The organism is Leclercia tamurae, assembly GCF_025566055.1.
GTDB lineage: Bacteria > Pseudomonadota > Gammaproteobacteria > Enterobacterales > Enterobacteriaceae > Enterobacter > Enterobacter tamurae.
Genome location: NZ_JAMHKS010000077.1, coordinates 338,645 through 360,450, shown reverse-complemented (window position 1 = coordinate 360,450; position 21,806 = coordinate 338,645). Strand labels below are relative to the sequence as shown.

Below are 21,806 nucleotides of genomic sequence, written 5' to 3'. Positions count from 1 at the left end.
TTTAGACGTCTATACATCTGAATTTTATCCTGACACAATGTGCTACAACAACGCAACAGAGAATTAACGACATGCAGAGATTACAGACGACCAGCCTGCGGGTGGCGGACAATCAGTTATTTATTCTCGATCAACAGGCGCTTCCGCAGGAGAAACGCTGGCTGGATGCCTCGACGGTAGAGGCGCTGGTGGGGCACATTCACGCCCTGCGCGTGCGCGGTGCGCCGCTGATTGGTCTCTCTGCCAGCCTGCTGCTGGCGCTGCTGGCGGAAAACGGCCACAGCCGGGACCAGCTGGCGGCGGCGCTGGAAACGTTGCGCGCTTCGCGTCCGACGGCGGTGAATCTGATGAACAATCTCGACCGCATGAAGCAGGCGTTGTGGCAGGAGGATTTTGTCCCGGCGCTGGTGGCGGAGGCGTTGCGCCTGATCGATGAAGACAAGCGGCTCTGTGATGCCATTGCGCAGGCGGGAAGCCAGCTTGTGAAGCCGGGCAGCCGCCTGCTGACCCACTGCAACACCGGCGGGCTGGCGACGGCGGGGGTCGGCACCGCGCTGGGGGTGATTGCTCTCGCACATCAGCAGGGCAACGTCAGCAACGTCTGGGTGGATGAGACCCGCCCGCTGTTGCAGGGCGGCAGATTAACTGCCTGGGAGCTGGGCGAGCTGGGCGTGCCGTACAAGCTTATTACCGATTCGATGGCCGCCAGCCTGATGGCCAAAGGGCAGGTGGACGCGGTGTGGGTCGGGGCTGACAGGATTGCCGCCAACGGCGACGTGGCGAACAAAATCGGCACCTATTCTCTGGCGGTGCTGGCGAAATTCCACGGCATTCCGTTTTACGTGGCGGCCCCGCAAACCACCCTCGATCCAGCGTGCCCGAACGGGGAGGCGATCCCGATTGAGCAGCGCGATGCCCGGGAAGTAACCGGTGTGGCGGGGAGCTTCGGAGCAGTGCAGTGGGCACCAGAAGACGCGCGCGTCTATAACCCGGCCTTCGACATCACGCCTGCGGCGCTGATTAGCGGGTGGGTGCTGGATAGTGGGGTGGTGTTGCCGGAGGATGTACAACGTGGGATTTTTGGGGGGAGTGCGGTCTGAATGATGCCGGGTGGCGGCTTCGCCTTACCCGGCCTACAAAACCTGGTTTTGTAGGCCCGTGCAAGCGCAGCGCCGCCGGGCAGGGCACGGTGCCTAAGGTAATCGCGGATAAGCATCCGCAATCGCATCGCCGGTAAATTGCGCCACCCAGCCTTCCGGGTTATCGAAAATACGAATGGCGGTAAAGTTCGGTTCGGAACCCATATCAAACCAGTGCGGCGTCCCGGCGGGGACCGAAATCAGGTCGTTTTTCTCGCACAGCACCTGACAGACCTGGTCATCAATGTGCAGGCAGAACAGCCCGGCACCTTCGACAAAGAAACGCACTTCATCTTCGCCATGGGTGTGTTCATTGAGAAACTTCGCGCGCAGAGCCTCTTTTTGCGGGTTGTCCGCCCGCAGGCTGATCACGTCCCAACTCTGATAACCTTTCTCTGCCACCAGCCTGTCGATGGCATGCTGATAGGCATTAATCACGGCGTCGGGAGCCGGATCGCGACCTAAATCCCGGTCGGCTTCCCAGCGCTCAAAGCGGACGCCACGGGCATTCAGCTGCTGCTGGATCGCCTCAGGATCGGTGCTGTGCCACTGCGGCTCGCTGGCTTCTTTATCGGAAAAAATGGTCAATGCGCTCATGAAGGGATCTGCTCCGGATTGATGTCGTCGAACTGGTGCACCTGATGATGATGGCTGGCGCCGTCCTCATCGCCGCGAATCAGCTGCAGGGTGCGGAAACCCGCCTGCTCAGCGGCGTCCAGCTCCTGATGAATATCCGACAGGAACAGGATCTGCGAGGGGGCTGCGCCAATCTGTGCCGCAATGGTTTGATAAGACTGCACATCGCGTTTGGCACCGATATGGGTATCAAAATAGCCGCTGAACAGATGAGTAATATCACCTTCGTCGCTGTAGCCAAATAACAGTTTTTGCGCTGCCACCGAGCCGGAGGAATAAACATAGAGATCAATGCCCTGCGACTTCCATTTTTCCAGCGCAGGCAGCACGTCCGGGTAGAGGTGACCGGTGAAGTCGCCGTTGACGTAGCCATCCTGCCAGATGATCCCCTGCAAGGCTTTCAGCGCCGTCGACTTGCGATCTTCATCCATAAAGGCGAACAGGGTGGCGATCAGGTCGTGGGTGCTGGCCTGCGGCTGAGCAATCTCTTCGCGCAGATTATCCAGAATGGTGTTGACCGGCTCGGCATACTGCTGGGCGCTGACAAAGGCTGCCAGCCGCTCGCGCGCATAGGGGAACAGGACATTATGGACAAAACGAATATCGCTGGTGGTGCCTTCAATATCCGTCACAATCGCGCGAATCATACTCTCTCCAGTTGTCGTAAACGCATCTCGCACTCGAACAGGAATTCGAGGCCTTCAAGGTGACGCCGGGCTTCTGCCACATCACGTCCCCAGCAGGTTAAGCCATGACCACGCAGAAGAAAACCATAATTCAGCGGGCGCTCCTGAGCGTAGTGAGCGATTCGGGAGGCCAGCGCGTCGATGTCCTGGTCATTATCGAACACGGCAATAGGCACGGTGTCGAGATGGCTGGTCTGGCCGCTGAGGGATTTCTGCATCTCAAAGCCGCTGAGAAGAAGCTCCGGCTCTTTCACCAGCCGTGACAGCACCGTTGCGTTCACTGTATGAACATGCAGCACCGCGTTGGCCTCCGGGAAGAGCCGATAGACCAGGGTATGCAGCCCGGTTTCCGCCGACGGTTTTCGCCCGGAGGGGGGGCGGTTGGTGGCGATCTCAACCTGCAGAAAGTCATCGGGGGTCAGTCTGCCTTTATCTTTACCGGATTCGCTGAGCCAGCACCAGCTGGCATCTTGCCGCACGGACATGTTGCTGCCAGTGGCCGGAGCCCAGCCCTTTGCGCCGATCCAGTGGCAGGCGTCGACCAGGGATGTGAGTTGCAGGTTGTCTGTCATCCTTCTTACCTCTTCGGCAGGAATATCATTATGGTTTAGACGTCTAAGCGTCTTGATTGCCAAATACTAACATCGTGTTATAGTGGCAGCAACATATGTATTACATACAGGCCCGTCGACATGAGCAATAACCCTTTGATTCCAGAGAGTAAACTTCCCGGTCTCGGCACCACTATCTTTACCCAAATGAGCGCTCTGGCGCAGCAGCACAAGGCGATTAACCTGTCGCAGGGTTTTCCTGATTTCGATGGCCCGGACTATCTGCAACAACGGCTGGCTTATCATGTGGCGAACGGCGCTAACCAGTATGCGCCGATGACCGGAGCGCAGCCGCTGCGTGAGGCGATCGCCGATAAAACCACCGAGCTGTACGGCTATCAACCCGATGCGAACACGGAGATCACCGTGACCGCCGGGGCCACCGAAGCCCTGTACGCCGCGATCACCGCCCTGGTGCGTACCGGCGATGAGGTGATCTGCTTTGATCCAAGCTACGACAGCTATGCCCCGGCGATTGAATTATCTGGCGGCGTGGTCAAGCGCGTGGCGCTCCAGCCGCCGCACTTCCGCCCGGACTGGCAGGCCTTCGCGGCGCTGCTGAGCGACAAAACCCGGCTGGTGATTTTGAATACGCCGCATAACCCGTCGGCGACAGTGTGGCAGCAGGCGGATTTCGCCGCTCTCTGGCAGGCCATTGCGGAACGCGAAATTTATGTATTGAGCGATGAAGTGTACGAGCACATCTGCTTTGCCGACGCAGGGCATGCCAGCGTGCTGGCCCATCCGCAGCTGCGGGAGCGGGCGATTGCCGTCTCGTCGTTCGGGAAAACCTTCCACATGACCGGCTGGAAGGTGGGGTACTGTGTGGCCCCGGCGGCCATCAGCGCCGAGCTGCGCAAGGTGCATCAGTTCCTGACCTTTGCGGTCAACACCCCGGCACAGCTGGCGATTGCCGATATGCTGCGCAACCAGCCGGAACATTACCGGGAACTGCCGGACTTCTATCGCGCCCGCCGGGATATGTTCATCAACGCCCTGAGCGCCAGCCGGCTGGAGATTTTACCCTGCGAAGGCACCTATTTCCTGCTGGCAGACTACAGCGCCATTTCCGATCTGGATGATGTCAGTTTTTGCCAGTGGTTAACCAAAGAAGTGGGGGTAGCGGCGATCCCGCTGTCGGTGTTCTGTGCCGATCCGTTCCCGCACAGGCTGATTCGACTCTGTTTTGCCAAGCAGGAAGCGACCCTGCTGGCGGCGGCGGAACGGCTGAACTCGCTCTGAACCCCTGGTTGACTTATGCTAAATTGATACGCCGGAGTGATAAAATAACTCCGGCGTATTTATTCTGCCGGTGAAATTAAAATGATCCCATTATTATCATGGTCAATCATATTTAAAACCTTCCGTGCCGATCTGCTCAATAAAGGCAGAGAATATTTTACTGGTTAATGCCGCCCGGTTATACATCATATAAATATTTAATTCAGGGATCGTAAAAGGCACCTCAACTTTTTTCAGTTTTAAAGTATCCCGATACTGTTGATAAGCTACCTCAGGGATATAGCCCAATAAATTTGAAGAGCTGAGCATATTAATAAGAGAGAAAAAGGAGTCACTGCGGAAACCAATTTTTCTGTCCGGGATGTTCACCTCCGAGGCGGCACGAAAACCGATTATGCCGGGCTCATTGGTCAGGTAGTAAGTGTACTTTTCTTCAGTTAACTGCTCCAGGGTAGCCGAATCGCCAATGCGTGGATGTTCTTGCCGGGAAACAAGAACATTTGGCACAGTTAAAAAGTGAGAGCAGACGATGGAGCGGTTATTAAGTGGCGTAAACGCAAAAACGAGGTCAGCTTTGCGGTAGGCCAGCAGATCTTCCGCGCTTTCTTTGGAGAGCTGCAGGTCGTGATACTCAATCTCGTAATTATGTTCGCGCATCAGCAGCTTCATCGGCCCGAACAGGCGGTCCGGAGTCAATACCTGCGGGGCATAGACAACGATATTCTTCTCCAGCGATGAGCCGTGCATAATATTAATCGTCTGCTCAATCTGATTCAGGTTTTGCTCGAGATGCTTATGCAGGTTGACGCCCACGGTGGTAGGGGTAATGCCTTTCCCGGAGCGGATAAACAGGGGGTCGTTTAACTGGTTTCGTAACCGTTGCAGCGACTGGCTCACCGCTGAGGGGGTGATAAACAGGGTTTCTGCCGCCTTGCTGATACTCAGATGCTGATAGATGCACTCAAATATGACCAGCAGATTTAAATCAAATTTTTTCAGATCGTAGAGATTAGCCATGATTCGTCCTGATTAGCTGTGCTGTTACCGTAACTTTATACACGATAACTATAGAAGTTAGTTAGCCATTCTCCATCCATTTGATTGGCTAACTTAACTAATTTTAAATTCCAGCTTAATATATCATGGCTACAGATTAATGAAATAAAGGCAGCGCCGTTGTTTAAATAATTTTATCCACAAAAGTCGGGCGGCTATGTTGAATTTACGCCGTCACTCCTGTATTAACGCGGACCATCATCCTCTCTGGTTGGCTGTTATCTGGCATGTCGGCCACCTGGCATAATTCATTTTTATTATCTGTTTAATAAAGCTAAGGTTCGGTAAAACCTATCACAGTCATAGGGATTATCACCCCGTTAGCTAATTGCCCTTTCGTTGGGAGGATGGTGTAATCCCTTCGCTGTTACGACCTTGCTAAAGGTAATGTAGAGCGCAACGCATCGCCAGCTTCGGCTGGCACTGATGTTACCTTCGGGTAGCTCAGGTATCAGGGCCGCCGTCAGGCGGCCTTTTTACTTTGTGGCCTCTGCACGGGTTGTTAGGTATTGCTGATTGATTTGATACGGCAAACGCATTAGCCCGAAACGGCAAAGTTGGTTACCTTAGCTCTCAACGAAAACACGGAGGAAGTACAGATGTCTTTAATTAATACCAAAATCAAACCTTTCAAAAACCAGGCGTTCAAAAACGGCGACTTCGTAGAGATCACCGAGAAAGATACCGAAGGCCGCTGGAGCGTGTTCTTCTTCTACCCGGCTGACTTTACTTTCGTCTGCCCGACCGAACTGGGTGACGTTGCAGATCACTACGACGAACTGCAGAAGCTGGGCGTAGACGTTTACTCCGTCTCTACCGACACCCACTTCACCCACAAAGCGTGGCACAGCAGCTCTGAAACCATCGCTAAAATCAAATATGCGATGATCGGTGACCCGACTGGCGCCCTGACCCGTAACTTTGAAAACATGCGTGAAGACGAAGGTCTGGCCGACCGTGGCACCTTTATCGTTGACCCGCAGGGCATCATCCAGGCCATCGAAGTTACCGCTGAAGGTATTGGCCGTGACGCATCCGACCTGCTGCGCAAAATCAAAGCGGCTCAGTATGTTGCTTCTCACCCAGGCGAAGTGTGCCCGGCGAAATGGAAAGAAGGCGACGCGACTCTGGCTCCATCCCTGGACCTGGTCGGTAAGATCTAAGTCTGCAACGCCCGGCGACGCTACGCTTGCCCGGGCCTACAGATTCGCTTTTAACGGGTGCTTCGCACCCGTTATTCCCTAACACCATGATGCAAGTTGCATTCAGGCAGCCCGGATAAGGCCGCTTGCATGATGATGTTTTTTAAGCAGGAGATTAAAAATGCTCGACACCAACATGAAAACCCAGCTCAAGGCCTACCTTGAGAAACTGACCAAGCCTGTTGAGCTGATTGCCACGCTGGACGACAGCGCTAAATCGGCAGAAATCAAGGAACTGCTGGCTGAAATTGCCGAACTGTCTGCGAAAGTGACCTTTAAAGAAGATAACAGCCTGCCGGTGCGCAAGCCGTCCTTCCTGATCACCAACCCAGGCGCCACCCAGGGTCCGCGCTTTGCCGGTTCCCCGCTGGGACACGAATTTACCTCCCTGGTCCTGGCGCTGCTGTGGACCGGTGGTCATCCGTCGAAAGAGGCCCAGGCGCTGCTGGAGCAGATCCGCAACCTCGACGGTGATTTTGAGTTTGAAACCTACTACTCGCTCTCCTGCCACAACTGCCCGGACGTGGTACAGGCTCTGAACCTGATGGCCGTGCTGAACCCGCGCATCAAACACACCGCGATTGACGGCGGCGTGTTCCAGAATGAAATCACCGATCGCAACGTGATGGGCGTTCCGGCGGTATTTGTGAACGGGAAAGAGTTTGGTCAGGGTCGTATGACGCTGACTGAGATCGTTGCCAAAGTAGATACCGGCGCGGAAAAACGCGCTGCGGAAGAGCTGAACAAGCGCGACGCCTACGATGTATTGATCGTCGGCTCCGGCCCGGCCGGTGCTGCGGCTGCGGTCTACTCCGCGCGTAAAGGCATTCGTACCGGTCTGATGGGCGAACGTTTTGGCGGCCAGGTGCTGGATACCGTGGATATCGAAAACTATATCTCCGTGCCAAAAACCGAAGGTCAGAAACTGGCTGGTGCCCTGAAAGCGCACGTCAGCGAATATGAAGTGGATGTGATTGACAGCCAGAGCGCCAGCAAACTGGTGCCTGCGGCGCAGGAAGGCGGCTTCCATCAGATTGAAACCGCATCCGGCGCGGTGCTGAAAGCACGCAGCATCATCATTGCCACCGGTGCCAAATGGCGCAACATGAACGTGCCTGGCGAAGACCAGTATCGTACCAAAGGGGTGACCTACTGCCCGCACTGCGACGGCCCGCTGTTTAAAGGCAAGCGCGTGGCGGTGATCGGCGGCGGTAACTCCGGTGTTGAAGCAGCTATCGACCTGGCGGGTATCGTTGAGCACGTTACGCTGCTGGAGTTCGCACCAGAGATGAAGGCCGATCAGGTCCTGCAGGATAAAGTCCGCAGCCTGAAAAACGTCGATATCATCCTGAATGCGCAGACCACCGAAGTGAAAGGCGACGGCAGCAAAGTGACCGGTCTTGAGTACCGTGACCGCGTGAGCGGCGATGTGCACAGCGTGCCGCTGGCGGGGATCTTCGTGCAGATTGGTCTGCTGCCAAACACCACCTGGCTGGAGGGCGCGATTGAGCGTAACCGCATGGGCGAGATCATCATTGATGCCAAATGTGAAACCAGCGTGAAGGGCGTATTTGCAGCGGGCGACTGCACCACCGTACCGTACAAGCAGATTATCATCGCCACCGGTGAAGGCGCGAAAGCCTCCCTGAGCGCCTTTGATCATCTGATTCGTACCAAAGCATAAAAACGTAAGACAACACCTGCAAAGCACAGAGGCTACCTGACGGTAGCCTCTTTTTTTTATCTCACCACCAGCACCGGAATCCTGGCATGGCCGACCACGCTGGAGGCATTCGACCCCAGCAGATGGGTGGAAATGGACGGGTTACGCGACCCGATCACCACGATATCGGCCTTCAGCTCGCTGGCTATTTCGTTGACCACGTCACGCACGTTACCAAAACTGACATGGGTTCTAATCCGCGATGGGTCGATGCTGAAATGGCTGACCATGGTCTTCAGCCGGGTTTGTGCCTCGTTCTGGATATGCTCCTCGAAGCGGCGCATATCAGCGGCAAAGCGATGCAAACCAAAGGTCGAAGAGCCCGGTAACACATGCAGTAAGTGAATAATGCCATCCTGCTGCGCCAGGAATTCAGCGTGGCGGATCGCCTTGTCGCTCAGCTCCATCTCAAAAACATCCACCGGCATAATAATCGTCTGGTACATAACCGTTTCTCCCTGTTTATTTACGCTTAATCCATTCAAACACAAAATATAATCAGATTCTGATAGGTCGCTGACACTTTTTAATATCGTCTCGCTTGTTGCCGTTTTGCCGTATCGCTTCCTCGCCAGGATTAATCCCAAAGCCGTGCAATTTCCCGGTATATCCCCGCTGATGGCTACCCTTTTAAGGTTAACCCGCATTTTTTCTCTGAATCCGGAGGTCGAATGAAAGCATTGACGTATCACGGACCACACAGCGTTAAGGTTGAAACAGTACCCGATCCGGCTATTGAGCAAGCTGACGATATCATTCTGCGCATCACCGCCACCGCCATCTGCGGCTCTGATTTGCATCTCTATCGCGGGAAGATACCTAAGGTTGAACATGGCGATATTTTCGGCCATGAGTTTATGGGCGAAGTGGTGGAGACCGGGCGAGAGGTGAAAAACCTCACGAAGGGCGATCGGGTGGTGATCCCCTTTGTCATTGCCTGCGGCGACTGCTTTTTCTGCCGCCTGCAGAAGTACGCCGCCTGCGAAAACACCAACAGCGGGCCCGGCGCGACTCTGAATAAAAAACAGATCCCGCCTCCGGCTGCGCTCTTTGGTTACAGCCATCTCTACGGTGGCGTACCCGGCGGCCAGGCGGAATATGTTCGCGTCCCGAAAGGCAACGTCGGGCCGTTCAAGGTACCGCCGGTGCTGTCAGATGATAAAGTCCTGTTCATGTCGGATATCCTGCCCACCGCCTGGCAGGCCGCTAAAAATGCCCAGATTACGCAGGGCAGCAGCGTCGCGGTGTTCGGTGCCGGGCCGGTAGGGCTTCTGACCGTGGCCTGCGCACGCTACCTCGGGGCCGAGCAGATTTTTATCGTCGATCATCATGACTACCGGCTGCGTTTCGCCCAGGACAGGTACGGTGCGATCCCGATTAACTTTGACCGCGACGACGATGCCGCAGAAAAAATCATCGAGCAGACCAAAGGCCAGCGCGGGGTGGATGCGGTTATCGATGCGGTCGGCTTTGAGGCGAAAGGGAGCACCACCGAAACGGTGCTAACCAACCTCAAGCTTGAGGGCAGTAGCGGTAAAGCCCTGCGGCAGTGTATTGCCGCGGTACGGCGCGGGGGGATCGTCAGTGTGCCGGGCGTCTATGCCGGCTTCATCCACGGTTTCCTGTTCGGCGATGCCTTCGATAAAGGGCTCTCCTTTAAAATGGGGCAGACCAACGTTCATGCCTGGCTTGGCGAGCTGCTGCCGCTGATCGAGCAAGGGCTGCTCACCCCGGAAGAGATCGTCACCCACTATATGCCGCTTGAAGAGGCGGCGCGTGGCTACGAGATCTTTGAGAAACGGCAGGAAGATTGCCGGAAAATCATTCTGGTGCCCGGGGCACAAAGCGCGGAAGTGGCAAAAGAGCGGGTTACCGGGCTGGTCAACCCCATGCCGGGCGGCGTCATCTGATAGCGGAGGAAGCGGAAAGAGGATGCCCTGGCATCCTCTGGGCAAAGCGGGTTAACGCTTATTCAGATGGGATCAGCGCAGGTATTCGCCCGCGGCTTCAGGCTGCCAGATAAGTTCCAGCACCTCCAGATGCGTGGCGATACCGCCTGGCAGTTCCCAGTGAATGGTATCGCCGACACGCAGGCCGATTAACGCGGCGCCCACCGGGGCCAGCACTGACAGTTGCGTGCTGCTGTCGGTCATGTTCGCCGGATAGACCAGCGTGCGGGTACGTACTTCGCCTGTAGTCAGATCGCGAAATTTCACCTGGCTGTTCATGGTCACCACGTCAGCGGGCATGTCCTGCGGGGCGCACATCTGCGCGCGATCCAGTTCGTCATTCAGGGCAGCGGCAACGGGCAGCGAGGCAAAAGCCGGTTGTTCCAGCAGGCGGTCAATACGCTCAGCATCGAGTTCGTTAATGATAATTGTGGGTCTGGACATTATTTACTCCATGTCGTTAATGCTGCGACAACCGCAGAAGAGATGCCAAAAGAAAACCCTCGCCATCCGGTAGCGAGGGTTTAACACTGTCTGATAATACTGAGTCTGTGCCCCGGTTTGAAGTGATGCGTGTCACATTCATGGTGTGGATGTAGTTCGCGGGCAGCAACTGGGTCGTTAGTATGAAATTCAGGCGAAAAAGGTGATCCTTCGCCAATTTGAATTATCCTTCTAAGGCGCAGGTTATGTAGCGTGACACACCCATAACAGCAGAACAACGAAGACTGTCGCACTAAATTCAGTCTTACTTTTCTACGGATTGCGTTACGCTGATCCCCTTGGGGTAGGGGGATGAGCGAAGCGTAATCCGTGCCTGCCGGTCTTTATTCCTGAATTATCCAGAGATCACTATGTACTTTTATCAACCTTCCCAGGGACACGGCCTGCCGCACGACCCGTTAAACGCCATTGTCGGACCCCGCCCGATCGGCTGGATTGCCTCCTGCGATGCTGAAGGCCGCCCGAATCTGGCCCCGTACAGCTTCTTCAACTGCTTTAACTACCATCCGCCGATCATCGGCTTTGCCAGCACCGGCTGGAAAGACAGCGTGCGCAATATTGTCGAGACCGGGGAGTTTGTCTGGAATCTCACCACCCGCGAACTGGCCAGCGCCATGAATGAAACGTCCGCCAGCCTGCCGTACGGTGAGGATGAGTTTTTACGTGCCGGGCTGACCAAAGCAGAAAGCCGGGTGGTGAAGGTGCCGCGCGTCGCGCAAAGCCCGGTCAACTTTGAGTGCCGCCTGTCGCAGTGCATCCAGCTGACGACGGCTAACGGGGCAGAGATCGATACCTGGCTGGTGCTGGGGGAAGTGGTAGGGATCCACATCGATGAAAGCCTGCTGCATGACGGCATCTATCAGACGGCGAAAGCGCAGCCGGTACTGCGTGCCGGTGGCCCGTCGGCGTACTTCGCCATCGGTGAAGATCAGCGTTTTGATCTGGTCCGCCCGGACGCGCGAAAAGCCTGAGCCAACCTTAGTAGCCGATCTTGTCGATCACAAACTGCTTGCCGCAGTTACCCGGGTGCGGCTGAGCCATAAACGAGCGAGTCGCCAGCGGGGCGTTGATGCTGGCGGCGGTCAGCGTGAGTTGTACCTCGGTGAGATAGGCCGGGTTGCCGCTGCAGCTGAGCTTGACGGCTTTCACCGTCGTTGGGCCCCAGCTTCTGGCTACCGCGGCGTCAAAGGCGCTGCGGGTAACGGTTTTGCCGTAGTTTGCCGCCAGGAACTGCCCCAGCGGGCTGGCCTTCACTTCCTGATTCATCCGCACCATGGTGCCGAAATAGGCGTCGGGATCGAAGCCGAAGCAGACCCCGTGTTTGGCATATTCATACCGTTCCAGGCAGGAGTTACCGCCTGCACCGGGCATCACCTCGTTCAGCTTTGCGGCACCGGTCAGCGAGAGTCCGGTCTCGGCGGCGTCACATTTACGGCTGGCTTTTGCCTCCGGCAGATTGGGGATCGGGCGGGTCGCGCAGCCATAACGCATCCATCGGCGATCGTCGACCCCGCGTGCGGCGATCGATTTCGGTAAGCCCGGCCACAGGCCATGAACGGTGAGGATCGTGGCTTTATCGTCACGCTCTTTTTGCAGCCGACACTCATCGGGCGCCGCGCGGTTGCGGTCATGCAGGCTCTGGCAAAAGCCGGACTGCCATGAGAGCGCCAGCACGTAGCGATCAAAATCCGCATATTGCGTTGCCTGAAGCGGGGCGGCCTGCGCCGCGAACGCGCACAGCACAACTGCGGTTGCGCTGACGGGCAAAACGAGATCCTTTCTGAACATGTCAATTCCTGATGATTGAAAGCAAAATATTGCTGGGAGTTATTAAAGCACAAAAAGCGCCCGCAGGCGCTTTATGCTCCAGGGCGACTTAGCCTATAGCGGTGCCTGGCACCAGCACTTCCGTGGCGACAATAACGATGACCAGGCCAACGAGGACCGGAACCGAGGTACGTTTTACCACTTCGAACGGCGAGATTTTCGCCATCCCGGCGACGGCCACGACCACGCCGGAGACCGGGGAGATGGTACGACCCAGATTGGAAGCCTGCAGCATCGGGATGGTGAGGTAGGCCGGGTTAATGCCGGAGGAGTGCGCCAGTTTCGGGATCATCTCCACGAAGGCATAGAAGGGCGCGTTACCGGAACCGGTGGTCATCGCCGCCAGCATGGTCAGAACCACCAGCACCAGCATCAGGATAATGCTCGCCGAGCCGAACGAGGTGGCGATGGAGATCAGGCTCTGGATAAAGCCGATGGTGCTCAGCCCCTGGGCAAAGACCCCGGCCGCCACCAGCAGCATCACCACGCCCGCGAAGGCATCCGCCATCCCGCGATAGGCCACTTCCAGACCGCTAAACACTTTTTGCGTATTGAAGCCGCGAACAAATTCCAGCACCGCCGCCAGCAGCATGCAGATCACCAGAATAGTGATGATGTGCAGCTCCGGGCCCCATTTACCGTCGAAAATCAGCACCCCGACAATCGGCGTAAACGGCAGGATGGCGTAGAAGGACGGTGCCGTGGTGGTGATTTCGCTGACGTCGAGTCTTTCGTGGGAGATGTTCTCTTTTTTATCGAGGTAGCGTTGCCAGAAGAAGTGCGCAATCGCCATGCCGATGATGGCGGCAATGGAGATCGGCAGGGTGGTTTTAAACGCGAAGTCGATCAGCGGCATCTCGGCGGCTTTAGCGGCCAGCACTACATCACCGGAGGTCGGGGAGAGAATAATCGCTGCCGGGGAGGCACAGATGGCCGCCGCCGCACCGCGACTGATCCCCACGTTGACCATCACCGGGAACAGGGTTGCCATCAGGAGTACACCCAGACCGGTTGCTGACGACACGGCCAGCGACATCAGACAGGCGACGAAATAGGCGGCGATCATCAGCAGGTAAGGGGAGTTGATATAGCTCAGCGGCTTCGAGGCCAGCTTGACCACCATATCGTTGGCGCCGATATGGGTCATGTAGGCGGCAAACCCACAGAGCATCATGATCATCATCCCCAGATCGCCACCGCGGCTCATCAGCAGGATTTTGATGTATTCGACGATGTCAGTTGCGGTGTAGCCAGTGCTGGTGGCGCTGGACGGCAGCACCTTATGGCCCATCAGGGCGCTGACGATCAGCAGAACAAGGCCGCCGACAAACAGCACCCCGGTGGCGGAATAGCCTTTGATGATGTAGCGCGCGACGCCGACTATGACAACTACCCCGATCAGGAGCTCGATAAACGTTAGCATGGATCCCTCTGTATCCCGACGCCCCAGAGCGAAAGGAGAAATGAGCAATGAAATTAAGGTGACAAAATGTGCCGAAATAATGGCCCGGCCTCGCTGACCAAAATCAATAAAACGACTACTAAAGGGCTGTCCTGGCCGATTTTGCTGCTGTCGTGCCATGAAGGGGGGCGGGTTGGTCCTGTATGGCGTAGAGAAATGCAATAACCATACAAAACGTAAATAAATCTAAAACGGCTTTTATCTCAGCAATATCCCTGTTTATACTCGGGACTCTTTTTGCAACCTCAAGACGCTGCTATGCCTGCCAGCTGGATCTTTCGACTGCGCTATCTGAAAAAACATCTGCTGATGCTGATGTTCGCTTTCGGCTGGCTGTTGATCCAGACCCAGGTGGCGGTGGCCTCACACGACTGCGACATCAACGTGCAGGGTGAGACGGCTACCATCCAGCATCTGGACATGATGGCGATGCCGCAGCATCATGCCGCGCCTGCGCCGTCAGGGCTGTGTGATAAACACTGCGTGCCGGAGCAGGTGCAAAAAGAGACGGGACATCCGCAGCTGGTGGCCCTGCCTGCCGCCATGACCATTACCCTCAATGACCCGGACTGCACCGCTATTGCATCGTCGTCCCGCGTCGTCACACCGCCCGCCGTGGGGCCACCGGCAACGATCCGTTTTTGCCGGTTCCGGGAATAAACACACCTGTTAATTCGTTGATTTACTTTCAATTACGTTTAACAGGAGCTTTATCATGCGTGCTTTACTCTTTTCCGCGCTGCTTGGCGCGTGCTTTACCCTTTCTTCCTGTTCCGTTCAGGCGACCACGAACGTCTCCCCGGTGACCCCGCACTGGCAGGGGCAGGGCGTGATTCGGGCGATCGACGCGCAGGCGTTGGTTATCCAGCATGATCCTATCCCGGCCCTAAAGTGGCCTGCCATGACTATGCCGTTTGCCTTTTCAGCCGATGTCGATCTCAGCGCCGTGAAACCGGGCCAGCCGGTAACATTTACGCTGGAGCGGGCCGGTGACGGCTTCCGGATAATCTCGCTCACGCCGCTGCGCTAAGCGAGGCTCCCATGAAAACAATCACACTGAGCATCTGGCTCGGTGGGGTGATGCTCGGGCTTTTCGGTGCGGCCGGGCAGGCCGCACCCTGGACGCTGGAGCAAACCCTGACCGAAGCACAACGCTACTCAGCGGCGTTATCCGCCAGCCGTAACGAGGCCCGGGCGCTGGATGCGATGGCGGATTCCGCTACCCAGCTCCCCGATCCGAAACTGAAGTTCGGGATTGAAAACGTCCCGGTGCAGGGCAGCAATGACCGCCGCTTTACCCGGGAAGGGATGACCATGCAGCGGGTCGGGATCATGCAGAGCTACGTCAGCCAGCAGAAGCGAGAGCGAAAGGCGCAAACCCTGCAGGCGCAGGCGCGGGGCGTGCTGGCGAAAGCCGACGCGGTGCGTGCTGCCCTGCAGCGGGATACCGCCCAGGCGTGGCTGGAGCTGGCTCTGGCGCAGCAGGGGCTGAAAACGGCGGATCGGCTGGTCGATGAGACGGCGCGGCAGTTGAATGTGCAGAAGGCCAGCGTCGGGGCCGGGAGTGCCAATCCCGACAGCGTGCTGGCCCTGCGCATGACCCTCAGCGCCATGCGCGACAAAGCGACGCTGGCCAGGCGTGACGTCCAGCTGGCGCAGAGCCGGTTGCTGCAACTCACCGGCCAGCAGGTCGAGGACGTGCAGGGGCCGCTACCGCGCTATCAGCGTCTGCCTGCCGACGTCGGCCAGCTCGAAGAGGCCATCGCCCGTCACCCGGAAGTGGAAGCCGCCCGGCGGGAAGCTGAGACCGCGAAAGCCCGCTCGGCGCAGTCGGCGGTGGCGGCCATCCCGGATGTCGATGTCGAGGTGTTCTACGCCCATCGTGCCGAAGGGTATGACGATATGGCCGGGGTAATGTTCACGGTCGATCTGCCTCTGTTCCAGTCGGGACGCCAGGACAAGGACTATGCCGCAGAGCTCTCCCGCTCCCTGCAGGCGGTGGATGAGCTCACGCTGATCAAGCGGGAGCACATCGCCCAGGTGCAGTCGCTGGTGGCCCAGTACCAGGCCGCGCAAACCCTTTGGCAACGCCAGCGCGATGAGGTGCTGCCGCTACAGCATCAGCGGCTGGCGGTGCTGAATGCGCAATATCGTTCGGGTCAGTCAGAGCTACCCGCCCTGCTCGAGGCACGACGTAGCGTGCTGGACAGCGAACTGGCAGTCAATCAGGCCGAGCGCGAGATGGCGCGTACCTGGGCTGCGATCCAATGGTTAATCCCGCAGGAGTGGGCACAATGAAAATCACATTCCGGGTCGCCATGACTCTGGCCTTGCTGCTGGCAGCGGGCGGCTATTACGCCGGGCAGCGTCATGCCCCACACGAGGCGGCATCGGCCCCTGCCGAACGCAAGGTGCTTTACTGGTACGATCCGATGGTCCCGGGCCAGCGTTTTGACAAGCCGGGGCGGTCGCCGTTTATGGATATGGATCTCGTGCCACGCTATGTCGACGAGGAGGATGAGACGGCAGGCGTGGGGATCAGCACCGACCGACAGCAAAATTTGGGCATGAAGACCGCCCGCGCAGAGCGTCGGGAGCTGGTCTCACCCTTTACGGCCTTTGCAACGATTGCCGCTGATGAGCGCAGCGTCACGGTGGTTTCGGCACCCGCAGCGGGCGTGGTGACGAAGCTGTATGTCCGGGCGCCGCTCCAGCAGGTGAAAGCCGGTGAAGCGCTGGTCCAGCTGTGGATCCCTCAGTGGACGCAGGCACAGCAGGAGTATCTGGCGGTGCGCGCGCTGGGCGATACGGCATTAACCGCCGCCGCCCGGGAGCGGCTGAAGCTGCAGTTTATGCCTGAGGAGGTGATTCGCGTCCTCGAGCGCAGCGGTAAACCGCAGACCTCGCTGATCCTCCGGGCCGAGCAAGCGGGCTATGTGGCGAAACTGGACGTGCGCGAAGGGGCACAGGTGGCGGCGATGACCGCATTGTTTGAAATGGCGCGTCTCGATCCGGTCTGGCTGGTGGTGGATTATCCCCAGTCGCAGGCGCAGGTCCTGAGCATCGGCAGCGAAATGGTGGCAACCTCAGAGAGCTTCCCGGGGATGCGTTTTCACGGGCGGGTCAGCGAGCTGCTGCCCCAGATAGATATCGCCACCCGCACCCTGAAGGCGCGAATTCTGGTGGACAATCCGCAGCAGCAGCTGAAACCGGGCATGTTCCTGACCGTCTCCCGGGCACAGTCGGTGGCGCAGGCACCGGTGCTGGCCGTACCGGAAGAGGCGGTAATCGACACCGGGGGGAGCAAACGCCTGCTTCTGGCCAGCGGCAACGGCTATTTCCAGCCGGTGAACGTGGAGACCGGGCTCACCGCCCAGGGGTGGACCGAAATCCGATCCGGCGTGCAGGAGGGGGATGAGGTAGTCACCTCCGGGCAGTTCCTGATCGACTCCGAAGCCAGCCTGCGCAGCGCGCTGCCGGAGGTGACGAAATGATCGCGGCGGTGATTAAAGCGTCTCTGCGTAACCGGCTGCTGGTGATCCTGGCGGCCCTGATGATGGCGGGGTGGGGCATCTGGGCGGTGCAGCGTGCGCCGCTGGATGCCCTGCCGGATCTGTCGGACGTGCAGGTGATCGTCCGCGCCAGTTTTCCGGGCAAGGCGCCGCAGGTGATTGAGGACCAGGTCACCTGGCCCCTGACGACCTCAATGCTCTCGGTTCCGGGCGCGAAAACGGTGCGCGGGTTCTCAATGTTTGGCGATGCGTATGTCTACGTGCTGTTTGAGGACGGGACCGATCTCTACTGGGCGCGATCCCGGGTGCTGGAGTATTTAAGCCAGGTCCAGTCGCAGCTGCCGGCCGGGGTCAGTGTCGCCCTGGGCCCGGATGCCACCGGGGTGGGCTGGATCTATGAGTACGCGCTGGTCGATCGCAGCGGCAAACATAGCCTGGCCGATCTGCGCGCCATTCAGGACTGGACCCTGAAGTTTGAGCTCAAGAGCGTGGCGAATGTGTCAGAGGTTGCCAGTATCGGCGGCATGGTGCGTCAGTATCAGGTGGTTGCCGAACCGGCGAAAATGCGGGCCCTCAACATCACCCACGGGCAAATGGTGACGGCGCTACAGGCGGCCAACAAAGAGGGGGGCGGCGCGCTGCTGGAAAAAGGCGAAGCGGAGTACATGGTGCGCACCACCGGCTATCTGCACAGCCTGGAAGATTTTCGCAATGTGGTGATCGCCTCCCGTGAGGGGGTGCCGATCCTGCTGGGCGACGTGGCAAGCGTCGGCTATGGTCCGGAGATCCGCCGGGGCGTGGCGGAGCTGAACGGCGAAGGCGAAGTGGCCGGCGGCGTGGTGGTGATGCGCTACGGGCAGAACGCGCTGGAGACGCTACATGCGGTAAAAGCGAAGCTGGCTGAGCTGCAAAAAACGCTGCCCACCGGGGTGGAGATTGTTCCGGTCTACGATCGCTCGACGCTGATTGAGGATGCCGTCGAAACCCTCACCCACAAGCTGCTGGAGGAGTTCGTAGTGGTGGTGCTGGTCTGCGCCCTGTTCCTGTTCCATTTCCGGTCGGCGCTGGTGGCGGTAGTCTCCCTGCCGCTGGGTATTCTGGGGGCATTCGTGGTAATGCACTACCAGGGGATCAACGCCAACATCATGTCGCTCGGTGGGATTGCCATCGCCATCGGTGCCATGGTCGATGCCGCGATTGTGATGATCGAGAATATGCACAAAGTGCTGGAGCAGTGGCGGCACGATAACCCGGGTCAGGAGCCTGTCTCAGCCGATTACTGGCGGCTGGCGGAGCGGGCGGCGATTGAGGTGGGCCCGGCGCTGTTCTGCAGCCTGCTGATCATCACCCTGTCGTTTATCCCGGTCTTTTCGCTGGAAGCGCAGGAAGGGCGAATGTTCGCCCCGCTGGCGTTCACCAAAACCTGGGCAATGGCGGTGGCGGCCGGGCTCGGCATCACCCTGGTACCGGTGCTGATGGGCTATTTCATTCGCGGCCGCATCCCGGATGAGAAGGCCAACCCGATCAACAGGGTGCTGATCCGCCTGTATGAACCGCTGCTGGACCGGGTGCTGCGTTTTCCAAAAGTGACCCTGGCGCTGGCGGGGCTAATGCTGGTGGTCACGCTCTGGCCGTTAAGTCGGCTGGGGAGTGAGTTTATGCCGCCGCTAAATGAGGGCGACCTGCTGTATATGCCGTCAACCCTGCCGGGGATCTCTGCCCGGGAGGCGGCCCGGGTACTGCAACAGACGGACAGGCTGATCAAAAGCGTGCCGGAGGTGGCATCGGTGTTCGGCAAGGCCGGACGGGCGGAGACGGCAACCGATCCGGCGCCGTTAACCATGCTGGAAACGACCATCCACTTTAAGCCGCGCGACCAGTGGCGGCCGGGCATGACGCCGGAAAAACTGGTTGAGGAGCTGGATCGCACCGTCCAACTGCCGGGGATTGCCAACGTCTGGGTACCGCCGATCCGCAACCGCCTCGACATGCTGGCGACAGGCATTAAAAGCCCGGTGGGGATCAAGGTCAACGGCAACAATCTGGCCGATATCGAACGCGTTGCCCGGCAGATTGAACAGGTAGTGAAGCAGGTGCCGGGCGTCACCTCCGCACTGGCGGAGCGGCTGGCGGGCGGGCGTTACGTCGATATTCGTATCGATCGCCAGAAAGCCGCGCGCTATGGCGTCTCGGTGGAGGAGCTGCAGGGGATGGTCGCCACGCTGGTGGGCGGGGATAAGGTAGGTGAGGTGATCCTCGGGCGCGAGCGTTACCCAATCAACCTGCGGTATCCCCGTGACAGCCGGGATTCTGTCGATAAGCTGCGGACATTGCCGGTGGTGGCAGCCAACGGCAGCCAGATAGCGCTGGGCGAGCTGGCGGATATCCTGGTGACCGAGGGGCCGCCAATGCTGAAAAGTGAAAATGCCCGCCTTTCGAACTGGATCTATGTGGATCTGCGTGGGCGCGATCTGAAATCAGCCGTAGAGGAGATGCAGCAGCGGGTGACCCGGGAGGTTATTTTGCCGCAGGGGGTATCCCTCGCCTGGTCCGGTCAGTTTGAATATCTCGAGCGGGCCACTGCGAAGCTGAAAATAGTACTTCCCGTCACCCTGATAATTATATTTATTCTCCTCTGGCTGACCTTTAAGCGTATTTCAGATGTTCTTATCATTATGGGAACCTTACCTTTTTCACTTATTGGTGGGGTCTGGTTATTATGGCTGCTGGAATATAATTTATCGGTGGCCGGGGCGGTAGGATTTATTGCTCTCGCAGGCGTATCGGCAGAATTTGGCGTTATTATGGTGCTCTATCTTAATCAGGCGCTGGATAAATATCGAACACGAGATGGCGATAGCGAAAATAGCGTGTTAATGAAGGCTATTCATGAAGGTGCCGTCCTGCGCGTGCGCCCCAAAGTGATGACCGTGGCCACCATTATGGCCGGATTACTGCCGGTAATGTGGGGCGGAGGAAGCGGGGCAGAGGTGATGCAGCGCATTGCTGCCCCGATGATCGGCGGTATGGTCAGCGCGCCACTGTTGTCCATGCTGGTTATTCCTGCGCTGTATAAGCTATTGCATCAGCGTTAATTTTTCTTAATTGCGTCTTAAATATTTTAAGGCGCACTCTTTATTCCTAGGAGTATTCTTATGAAATTAAGCAAACAATTAAGATAAACGCCAATGCCGCCTTGATTCCGTTCAACTATTCTAGGCCAGAACACCCGGCGAATAGTTAAGTGGTAACAGGATTGTGACAGTTATTAATAATTTCTTTCTTATTTTTACTTTTATTTTTGCTCAGTTAACATTTTCAACTGCGGCAACGGCTAAAGAGGTGCCTCCTCTCAGAGCCTGGGTTAAAACGATTCATAACGACATGATTGAGACCTGGGAAGCGCCCCAGCATTACGATCTCTACGTGCCCGCCATTACCTGGCATGCCCGCTTCGCTTACGACAAAGAGAAGACCGATCGCTACAACGAGCGACCGTGGGGCGCGGGGTTTGGCCAGTCACGCTGGGATGAAAAAGGTAACTGGCATGGTCTTTACGCGATGGCGTTTAAAGACTCCTACAATAAATGGGAGCCGATTGCGGGCTACGGCTGGGAGAAAACCTGGCGGCCGCTGACCGATGATAACCTGCATCTGGGGCTGGGCTTTACCGCTGCCGTAACGGCGCGTGATAACTGGAATTACATCCCCGTTCCGTTGGTTCTGCCGCTGGCCTCAGTAGGGTACGGCCCGGCTACGTTCCAGATGACCTATATCCCAGGAACCTATAACAACGGCAACGTTTACTTCGCCTGGATGCGCTTTCAGTTTTAGCTGAAAAAACAATACATACTGGTGATTTAATAGCCACTTATTGAAGAGTAAAGGATAAAAATTGGGGGCCAAAAATTAACGCGACTTTTGTCACTTTTCTTCAAAAAGGCGCTGGACAAAACCGCTCACAATTGTTGTACTGATACCCGACACAGCATTTGTGTCCAATTTTCATGTAAAGGTAATTTTGATGTCTAAGATTAAAGGTAACGTTAAGTGGTTTAATGAATCCAAAGGATTCGGTTTCATTACTCCGGAAGATGGCAGCAAAGACGTGTTCGTACACTTCTCTGCAATCCAGAGCAATGGTTTCAAAACCCTGGCTGAAGGTCAGCGCGTTGAGTTTGAAATCACTAACGGTGCCAAAGGCCCTTCTGCTGCTAACGTCATCGCACTGTAATTCAGTCGAGACCAGCAAGAATT

General features: G+C 57.3%; 21 protein-coding genes. 13 read left to right on the top strand and 8 right to left on the bottom strand.

Annotated elements, in window-relative coordinates; all coding sequences use genetic code 11:
- Window positions 1-71: 71 nt before the first annotated feature.
- Window positions 72-1,100 carry an S-methyl-5-thioribose-1-phosphate isomerase gene (gene mtnA / locus M8318_RS19705; RefSeq protein WP_262664096.1) on the top strand — a complete coding sequence of 343 codons (1,029 nt, stop codon included), beginning with the start codon at window positions 72-74 and terminating at the stop codon, window positions 1,098-1,100.
- 93 nt (window positions 1,101-1,193) lie between these two features.
- Here the strand turns inward: mtnA and M8318_RS19700 are convergent, their stop codons facing one another.
- From M8318_RS19700 to M8318_RS19690, 3 genes are read right to left on the bottom strand one after another with little or no spacing between them, the layout of a single operon-like run.
- Window positions 1,194-1,736, bottom strand: coding sequence for a 1,2-dihydroxy-3-keto-5-methylthiopentene dioxygenase (locus M8318_RS19700; protein WP_262664095.1), 543 nt, complete (start codon window positions 1,734-1,736; stop codon window positions 1,194-1,196).
- Window positions 1,733-2,422 (bottom strand): acireductone synthase, encoded by a 690-nt coding sequence (mtnC, locus tag M8318_RS19695; protein ID WP_262664094.1) that lies wholly within the window; start codon window positions 2,420-2,422, stop codon window positions 1,733-1,735. The genes M8318_RS19700 and mtnC overlap by 4 nt, the downstream gene beginning before the upstream one ends.
- A complete protein-coding gene (locus M8318_RS19690; RefSeq protein WP_262664092.1) occupies window positions 2,419-3,033 on the bottom strand; it encodes a methylthioribulose 1-phosphate dehydratase in 615 nt (204 codons plus the stop codon). Before M8318_RS19690 ends, mtnC begins: the two co-directional genes overlap by 4 nt.
- A gap of 120 nt (window positions 3,034-3,153) precedes the next feature.
- On the opposite strand from M8318_RS19690, the gene M8318_RS19685 reads away from it, so the two are divergent.
- On the top strand, window positions 3,154-4,314 hold the full coding sequence (locus M8318_RS19685; protein ID WP_262664090.1) for a pyridoxal phosphate-dependent aminotransferase: 1,161 nt from the start codon (window positions 3,154-3,156) through the stop codon (window positions 4,312-4,314).
- Between the two features lie 102 nt (window positions 4,315-4,416).
- On the opposite strand, the gene citR is transcribed toward M8318_RS19685, so the two are convergent.
- The gene (gene citR / locus M8318_RS19680; RefSeq protein WP_262664088.1) at window positions 4,417-5,331 is read right to left on the bottom strand and encodes a DNA-binding transcriptional repressor CitR; all 915 of its coding nucleotides are present in this window, start codon (window positions 5,329-5,331) and stop codon (window positions 4,417-4,419) included.
- A 638-nt stretch (window positions 5,332-5,969) separates the two neighbouring features.
- On the opposite strand from citR, the gene ahpC reads away from it, so the two are divergent.
- Both ahpC and ahpF read left to right on the top strand, forming a co-directional pair.
- Window positions 5,970-6,533: an alkyl hydroperoxide reductase subunit C gene (ahpC, locus tag M8318_RS19675; protein WP_106992308.1), complete on the top strand. Its 564-nt coding sequence runs from the start codon at window positions 5,970-5,972 to the stop codon at window positions 6,531-6,533.
- 160 nt (window positions 6,534-6,693) lie between these two features.
- Entirely contained in the window at window positions 6,694-8,256 is a 1,563-nt protein-coding gene (gene ahpF, locus M8318_RS19670) for an alkyl hydroperoxide reductase subunit F (protein ID WP_262664087.1), read from the top strand.
- A 56-nt stretch (window positions 8,257-8,312) separates the two neighbouring features.
- On the opposite strand, the gene uspG is transcribed toward ahpF, so the two are convergent.
- Window positions 8,313-8,741: a universal stress protein UspG gene (uspG, locus tag M8318_RS19665; RefSeq protein WP_262664085.1), complete on the bottom strand. Its 429-nt coding sequence runs from the start codon at window positions 8,739-8,741 to the stop codon at window positions 8,313-8,315.
- Between the two features lie 225 nt (window positions 8,742-8,966).
- Here uspG and M8318_RS19660 point away from each other — a divergent pair, with 225 nt between their 5' ends.
- Window positions 8,967-10,205, top strand: coding sequence for a zinc-dependent alcohol dehydrogenase (locus tag M8318_RS19660; protein ID WP_262664084.1), 1,239 nt, complete (start codon window positions 8,967-8,969; stop codon window positions 10,203-10,205).
- A gap of 72 nt (window positions 10,206-10,277) precedes the next feature.
- On the opposite strand, the gene rnk is transcribed toward M8318_RS19660, so the two are convergent.
- Window positions 10,278-10,688 carry a nucleoside diphosphate kinase regulator gene (gene rnk / locus M8318_RS19655; RefSeq protein ID WP_262664083.1) on the bottom strand — a complete coding sequence of 137 codons (411 nt, stop codon included), beginning with the start codon at window positions 10,686-10,688 and terminating at the stop codon, window positions 10,278-10,280.
- 410 nt (window positions 10,689-11,098) lie between these two features.
- Between rnk and M8318_RS19650 the strand changes: the two genes are divergently transcribed.
- Window positions 11,099-11,719 (top strand): flavin reductase family protein, encoded by a 621-nt coding sequence (locus M8318_RS19650; RefSeq protein ID WP_262664081.1) that lies wholly within the window; start codon window positions 11,099-11,101, stop codon window positions 11,717-11,719.
- A 7-nt stretch (window positions 11,720-11,726) separates the two neighbouring features.
- On the opposite strand, the gene rna is transcribed toward M8318_RS19650, so the two are convergent.
- The gene (rna, locus tag M8318_RS19645; protein WP_106992314.1) at window positions 11,727-12,536 is read right to left on the bottom strand and encodes a ribonuclease I; all 810 of its coding nucleotides are present in this window, start codon (window positions 12,534-12,536) and stop codon (window positions 11,727-11,729) included.
- A gap of 88 nt (window positions 12,537-12,624) precedes the next feature.
- A complete protein-coding gene (gene dcuC / locus M8318_RS19640) occupies window positions 12,625-13,998 on the bottom strand; it encodes an anaerobic C4-dicarboxylate transporter DcuC (RefSeq protein ID WP_106992315.1) in 1,374 nt (457 codons plus the stop codon).
- A 297-nt stretch (window positions 13,999-14,295) separates the two neighbouring features.
- Between dcuC and M8318_RS19635 the strand changes: the two genes are divergently transcribed.
- The 7 genes from M8318_RS19635 to cspE all read left to right on the top strand — a co-directional run bounded on the left by M8318_RS19635 (window position 14,296) and on the right by cspE (window position 21,783).
- Window positions 14,296-14,697 carry a hypothetical protein gene (locus M8318_RS19635; protein ID WP_262664079.1) on the top strand — a complete coding sequence of 134 codons (402 nt, stop codon included), beginning with the start codon at window positions 14,296-14,298 and terminating at the stop codon, window positions 14,695-14,697.
- Between the two features lie 55 nt (window positions 14,698-14,752).
- Window positions 14,753-15,067 (top strand): copper-binding protein, encoded by a 315-nt coding sequence (locus M8318_RS19630; RefSeq protein WP_262664078.1) that lies wholly within the window; start codon window positions 14,753-14,755, stop codon window positions 15,065-15,067.
- 11 nt (window positions 15,068-15,078) lie between these two features.
- A complete protein-coding gene (locus tag M8318_RS19625) occupies window positions 15,079-16,335 on the top strand; it encodes a TolC family protein (RefSeq protein ID WP_262664077.1) in 1,257 nt (418 codons plus the stop codon).
- A complete protein-coding gene (locus M8318_RS19620) occupies window positions 16,332-17,531 on the top strand; it encodes an efflux RND transporter periplasmic adaptor subunit (protein WP_262664075.1) in 1,200 nt (399 codons plus the stop codon). The genes M8318_RS19625 and M8318_RS19620 overlap by 4 nt, the downstream gene beginning before the upstream one ends.
- Entirely contained in the window at window positions 17,528-20,644 is a 3,117-nt protein-coding gene (locus M8318_RS19615; protein ID WP_262664074.1) for an efflux RND transporter permease subunit, read from the top strand. The genes M8318_RS19620 and M8318_RS19615 overlap by 4 nt, the downstream gene beginning before the upstream one ends.
- 163 nt (window positions 20,645-20,807) lie before the next feature.
- The gene (pagP, locus tag M8318_RS19610) at window positions 20,808-21,383 is read left to right on the top strand and encodes a lipid IV(A) palmitoyltransferase PagP (protein ID WP_262664073.1); all 576 of its coding nucleotides are present in this window, start codon (window positions 20,808-20,810) and stop codon (window positions 21,381-21,383) included.
- A 190-nt stretch (window positions 21,384-21,573) separates the two neighbouring features.
- Complete coding sequence (gene cspE / locus M8318_RS19605) at window positions 21,574-21,783, top strand: transcription antiterminator/RNA stability regulator CspE (RefSeq protein WP_002439184.1); 210 nt, start codon at window positions 21,574-21,576, stop codon at window positions 21,781-21,783.
- The last annotated feature ends 23 nt before the right edge of the window (window positions 21,784-21,806 follow it).

Bases quoted from the DNA above. Each gene is read 5' to 3' on its own strand.
- mtnA (WP_262664096.1), top strand. From the start codon at position 72: ATGCAGAGATTACAGACGACCAGCCTGCGGGTGGCGGACAATCAGTTA.
- M8318_RS19700 (WP_262664095.1), bottom strand. From the start codon at position 1,736: ATGAGCGCATTGACCATTTTTTCCGATAAAGAAGCCAGCGAGCCGCAG.
- mtnC (WP_262664094.1), bottom strand. From the start codon at position 2,422: ATGATTCGCGCGATTGTGACGGATATTGAAGGCACCACCAGCGATATT.
- M8318_RS19690 (WP_262664092.1), bottom strand. From the start codon at position 3,033: ATGACAGACAACCTGCAACTCACATCCCTGGTCGACGCCTGCCACTGG.
- M8318_RS19685 (WP_262664090.1), top strand. From the start codon at position 3,154: ATGAGCAATAACCCTTTGATTCCAGAGAGTAAACTTCCCGGTCTCGGC.
- citR (WP_262664088.1), bottom strand. From the start codon at position 5,331: ATGGCTAATCTCTACGATCTGAAAAAATTTGATTTAAATCTGCTGGTC.
- ahpC (WP_106992308.1), top strand. From the start codon at position 5,970: ATGTCTTTAATTAATACCAAAATCAAACCTTTCAAAAACCAGGCGTTC.
- ahpF (WP_262664087.1), top strand. From the start codon at position 6,694: ATGCTCGACACCAACATGAAAACCCAGCTCAAGGCCTACCTTGAGAAA.
- uspG (WP_262664085.1), bottom strand. From the start codon at position 8,741: ATGTACCAGACGATTATTATGCCGGTGGATGTTTTTGAGATGGAGCTG.
- M8318_RS19660 (WP_262664084.1), top strand. From the start codon at position 8,967: ATGAAAGCATTGACGTATCACGGACCACACAGCGTTAAGGTTGAAACA.
- rnk (WP_262664083.1), bottom strand. From the start codon at position 10,688: ATGTCCAGACCCACAATTATCATTAACGAACTCGATGCTGAGCGTATT.
- M8318_RS19650 (WP_262664081.1), top strand. From the start codon at position 11,099: ATGTACTTTTATCAACCTTCCCAGGGACACGGCCTGCCGCACGACCCG.
- rna (WP_106992314.1), bottom strand. From the start codon at position 12,536: ATGTTCAGAAAGGATCTCGTTTTGCCCGTCAGCGCAACCGCAGTTGTG.
- dcuC (WP_106992315.1), bottom strand. From the start codon at position 13,998: ATGCTAACGTTTATCGAGCTCCTGATCGGGGTAGTTGTCATAGTCGGC.
- M8318_RS19635 (WP_262664079.1), top strand. From the start codon at position 14,296: ATGCCTGCCAGCTGGATCTTTCGACTGCGCTATCTGAAAAAACATCTG.
- M8318_RS19630 (WP_262664078.1), top strand. From the start codon at position 14,753: ATGCGTGCTTTACTCTTTTCCGCGCTGCTTGGCGCGTGCTTTACCCTT.
- M8318_RS19625 (WP_262664077.1), top strand. From the start codon at position 15,079: ATGAAAACAATCACACTGAGCATCTGGCTCGGTGGGGTGATGCTCGGG.
- M8318_RS19620 (WP_262664075.1), top strand. From the start codon at position 16,332: ATGAAAATCACATTCCGGGTCGCCATGACTCTGGCCTTGCTGCTGGCA.
- M8318_RS19615 (WP_262664074.1), top strand. From the start codon at position 17,528: ATGATCGCGGCGGTGATTAAAGCGTCTCTGCGTAACCGGCTGCTGGTG.
- cspE (WP_002439184.1), top strand. From the start codon at position 21,574: ATGTCTAAGATTAAAGGTAACGTTAAGTGGTTTAATGAATCCAAAGGA.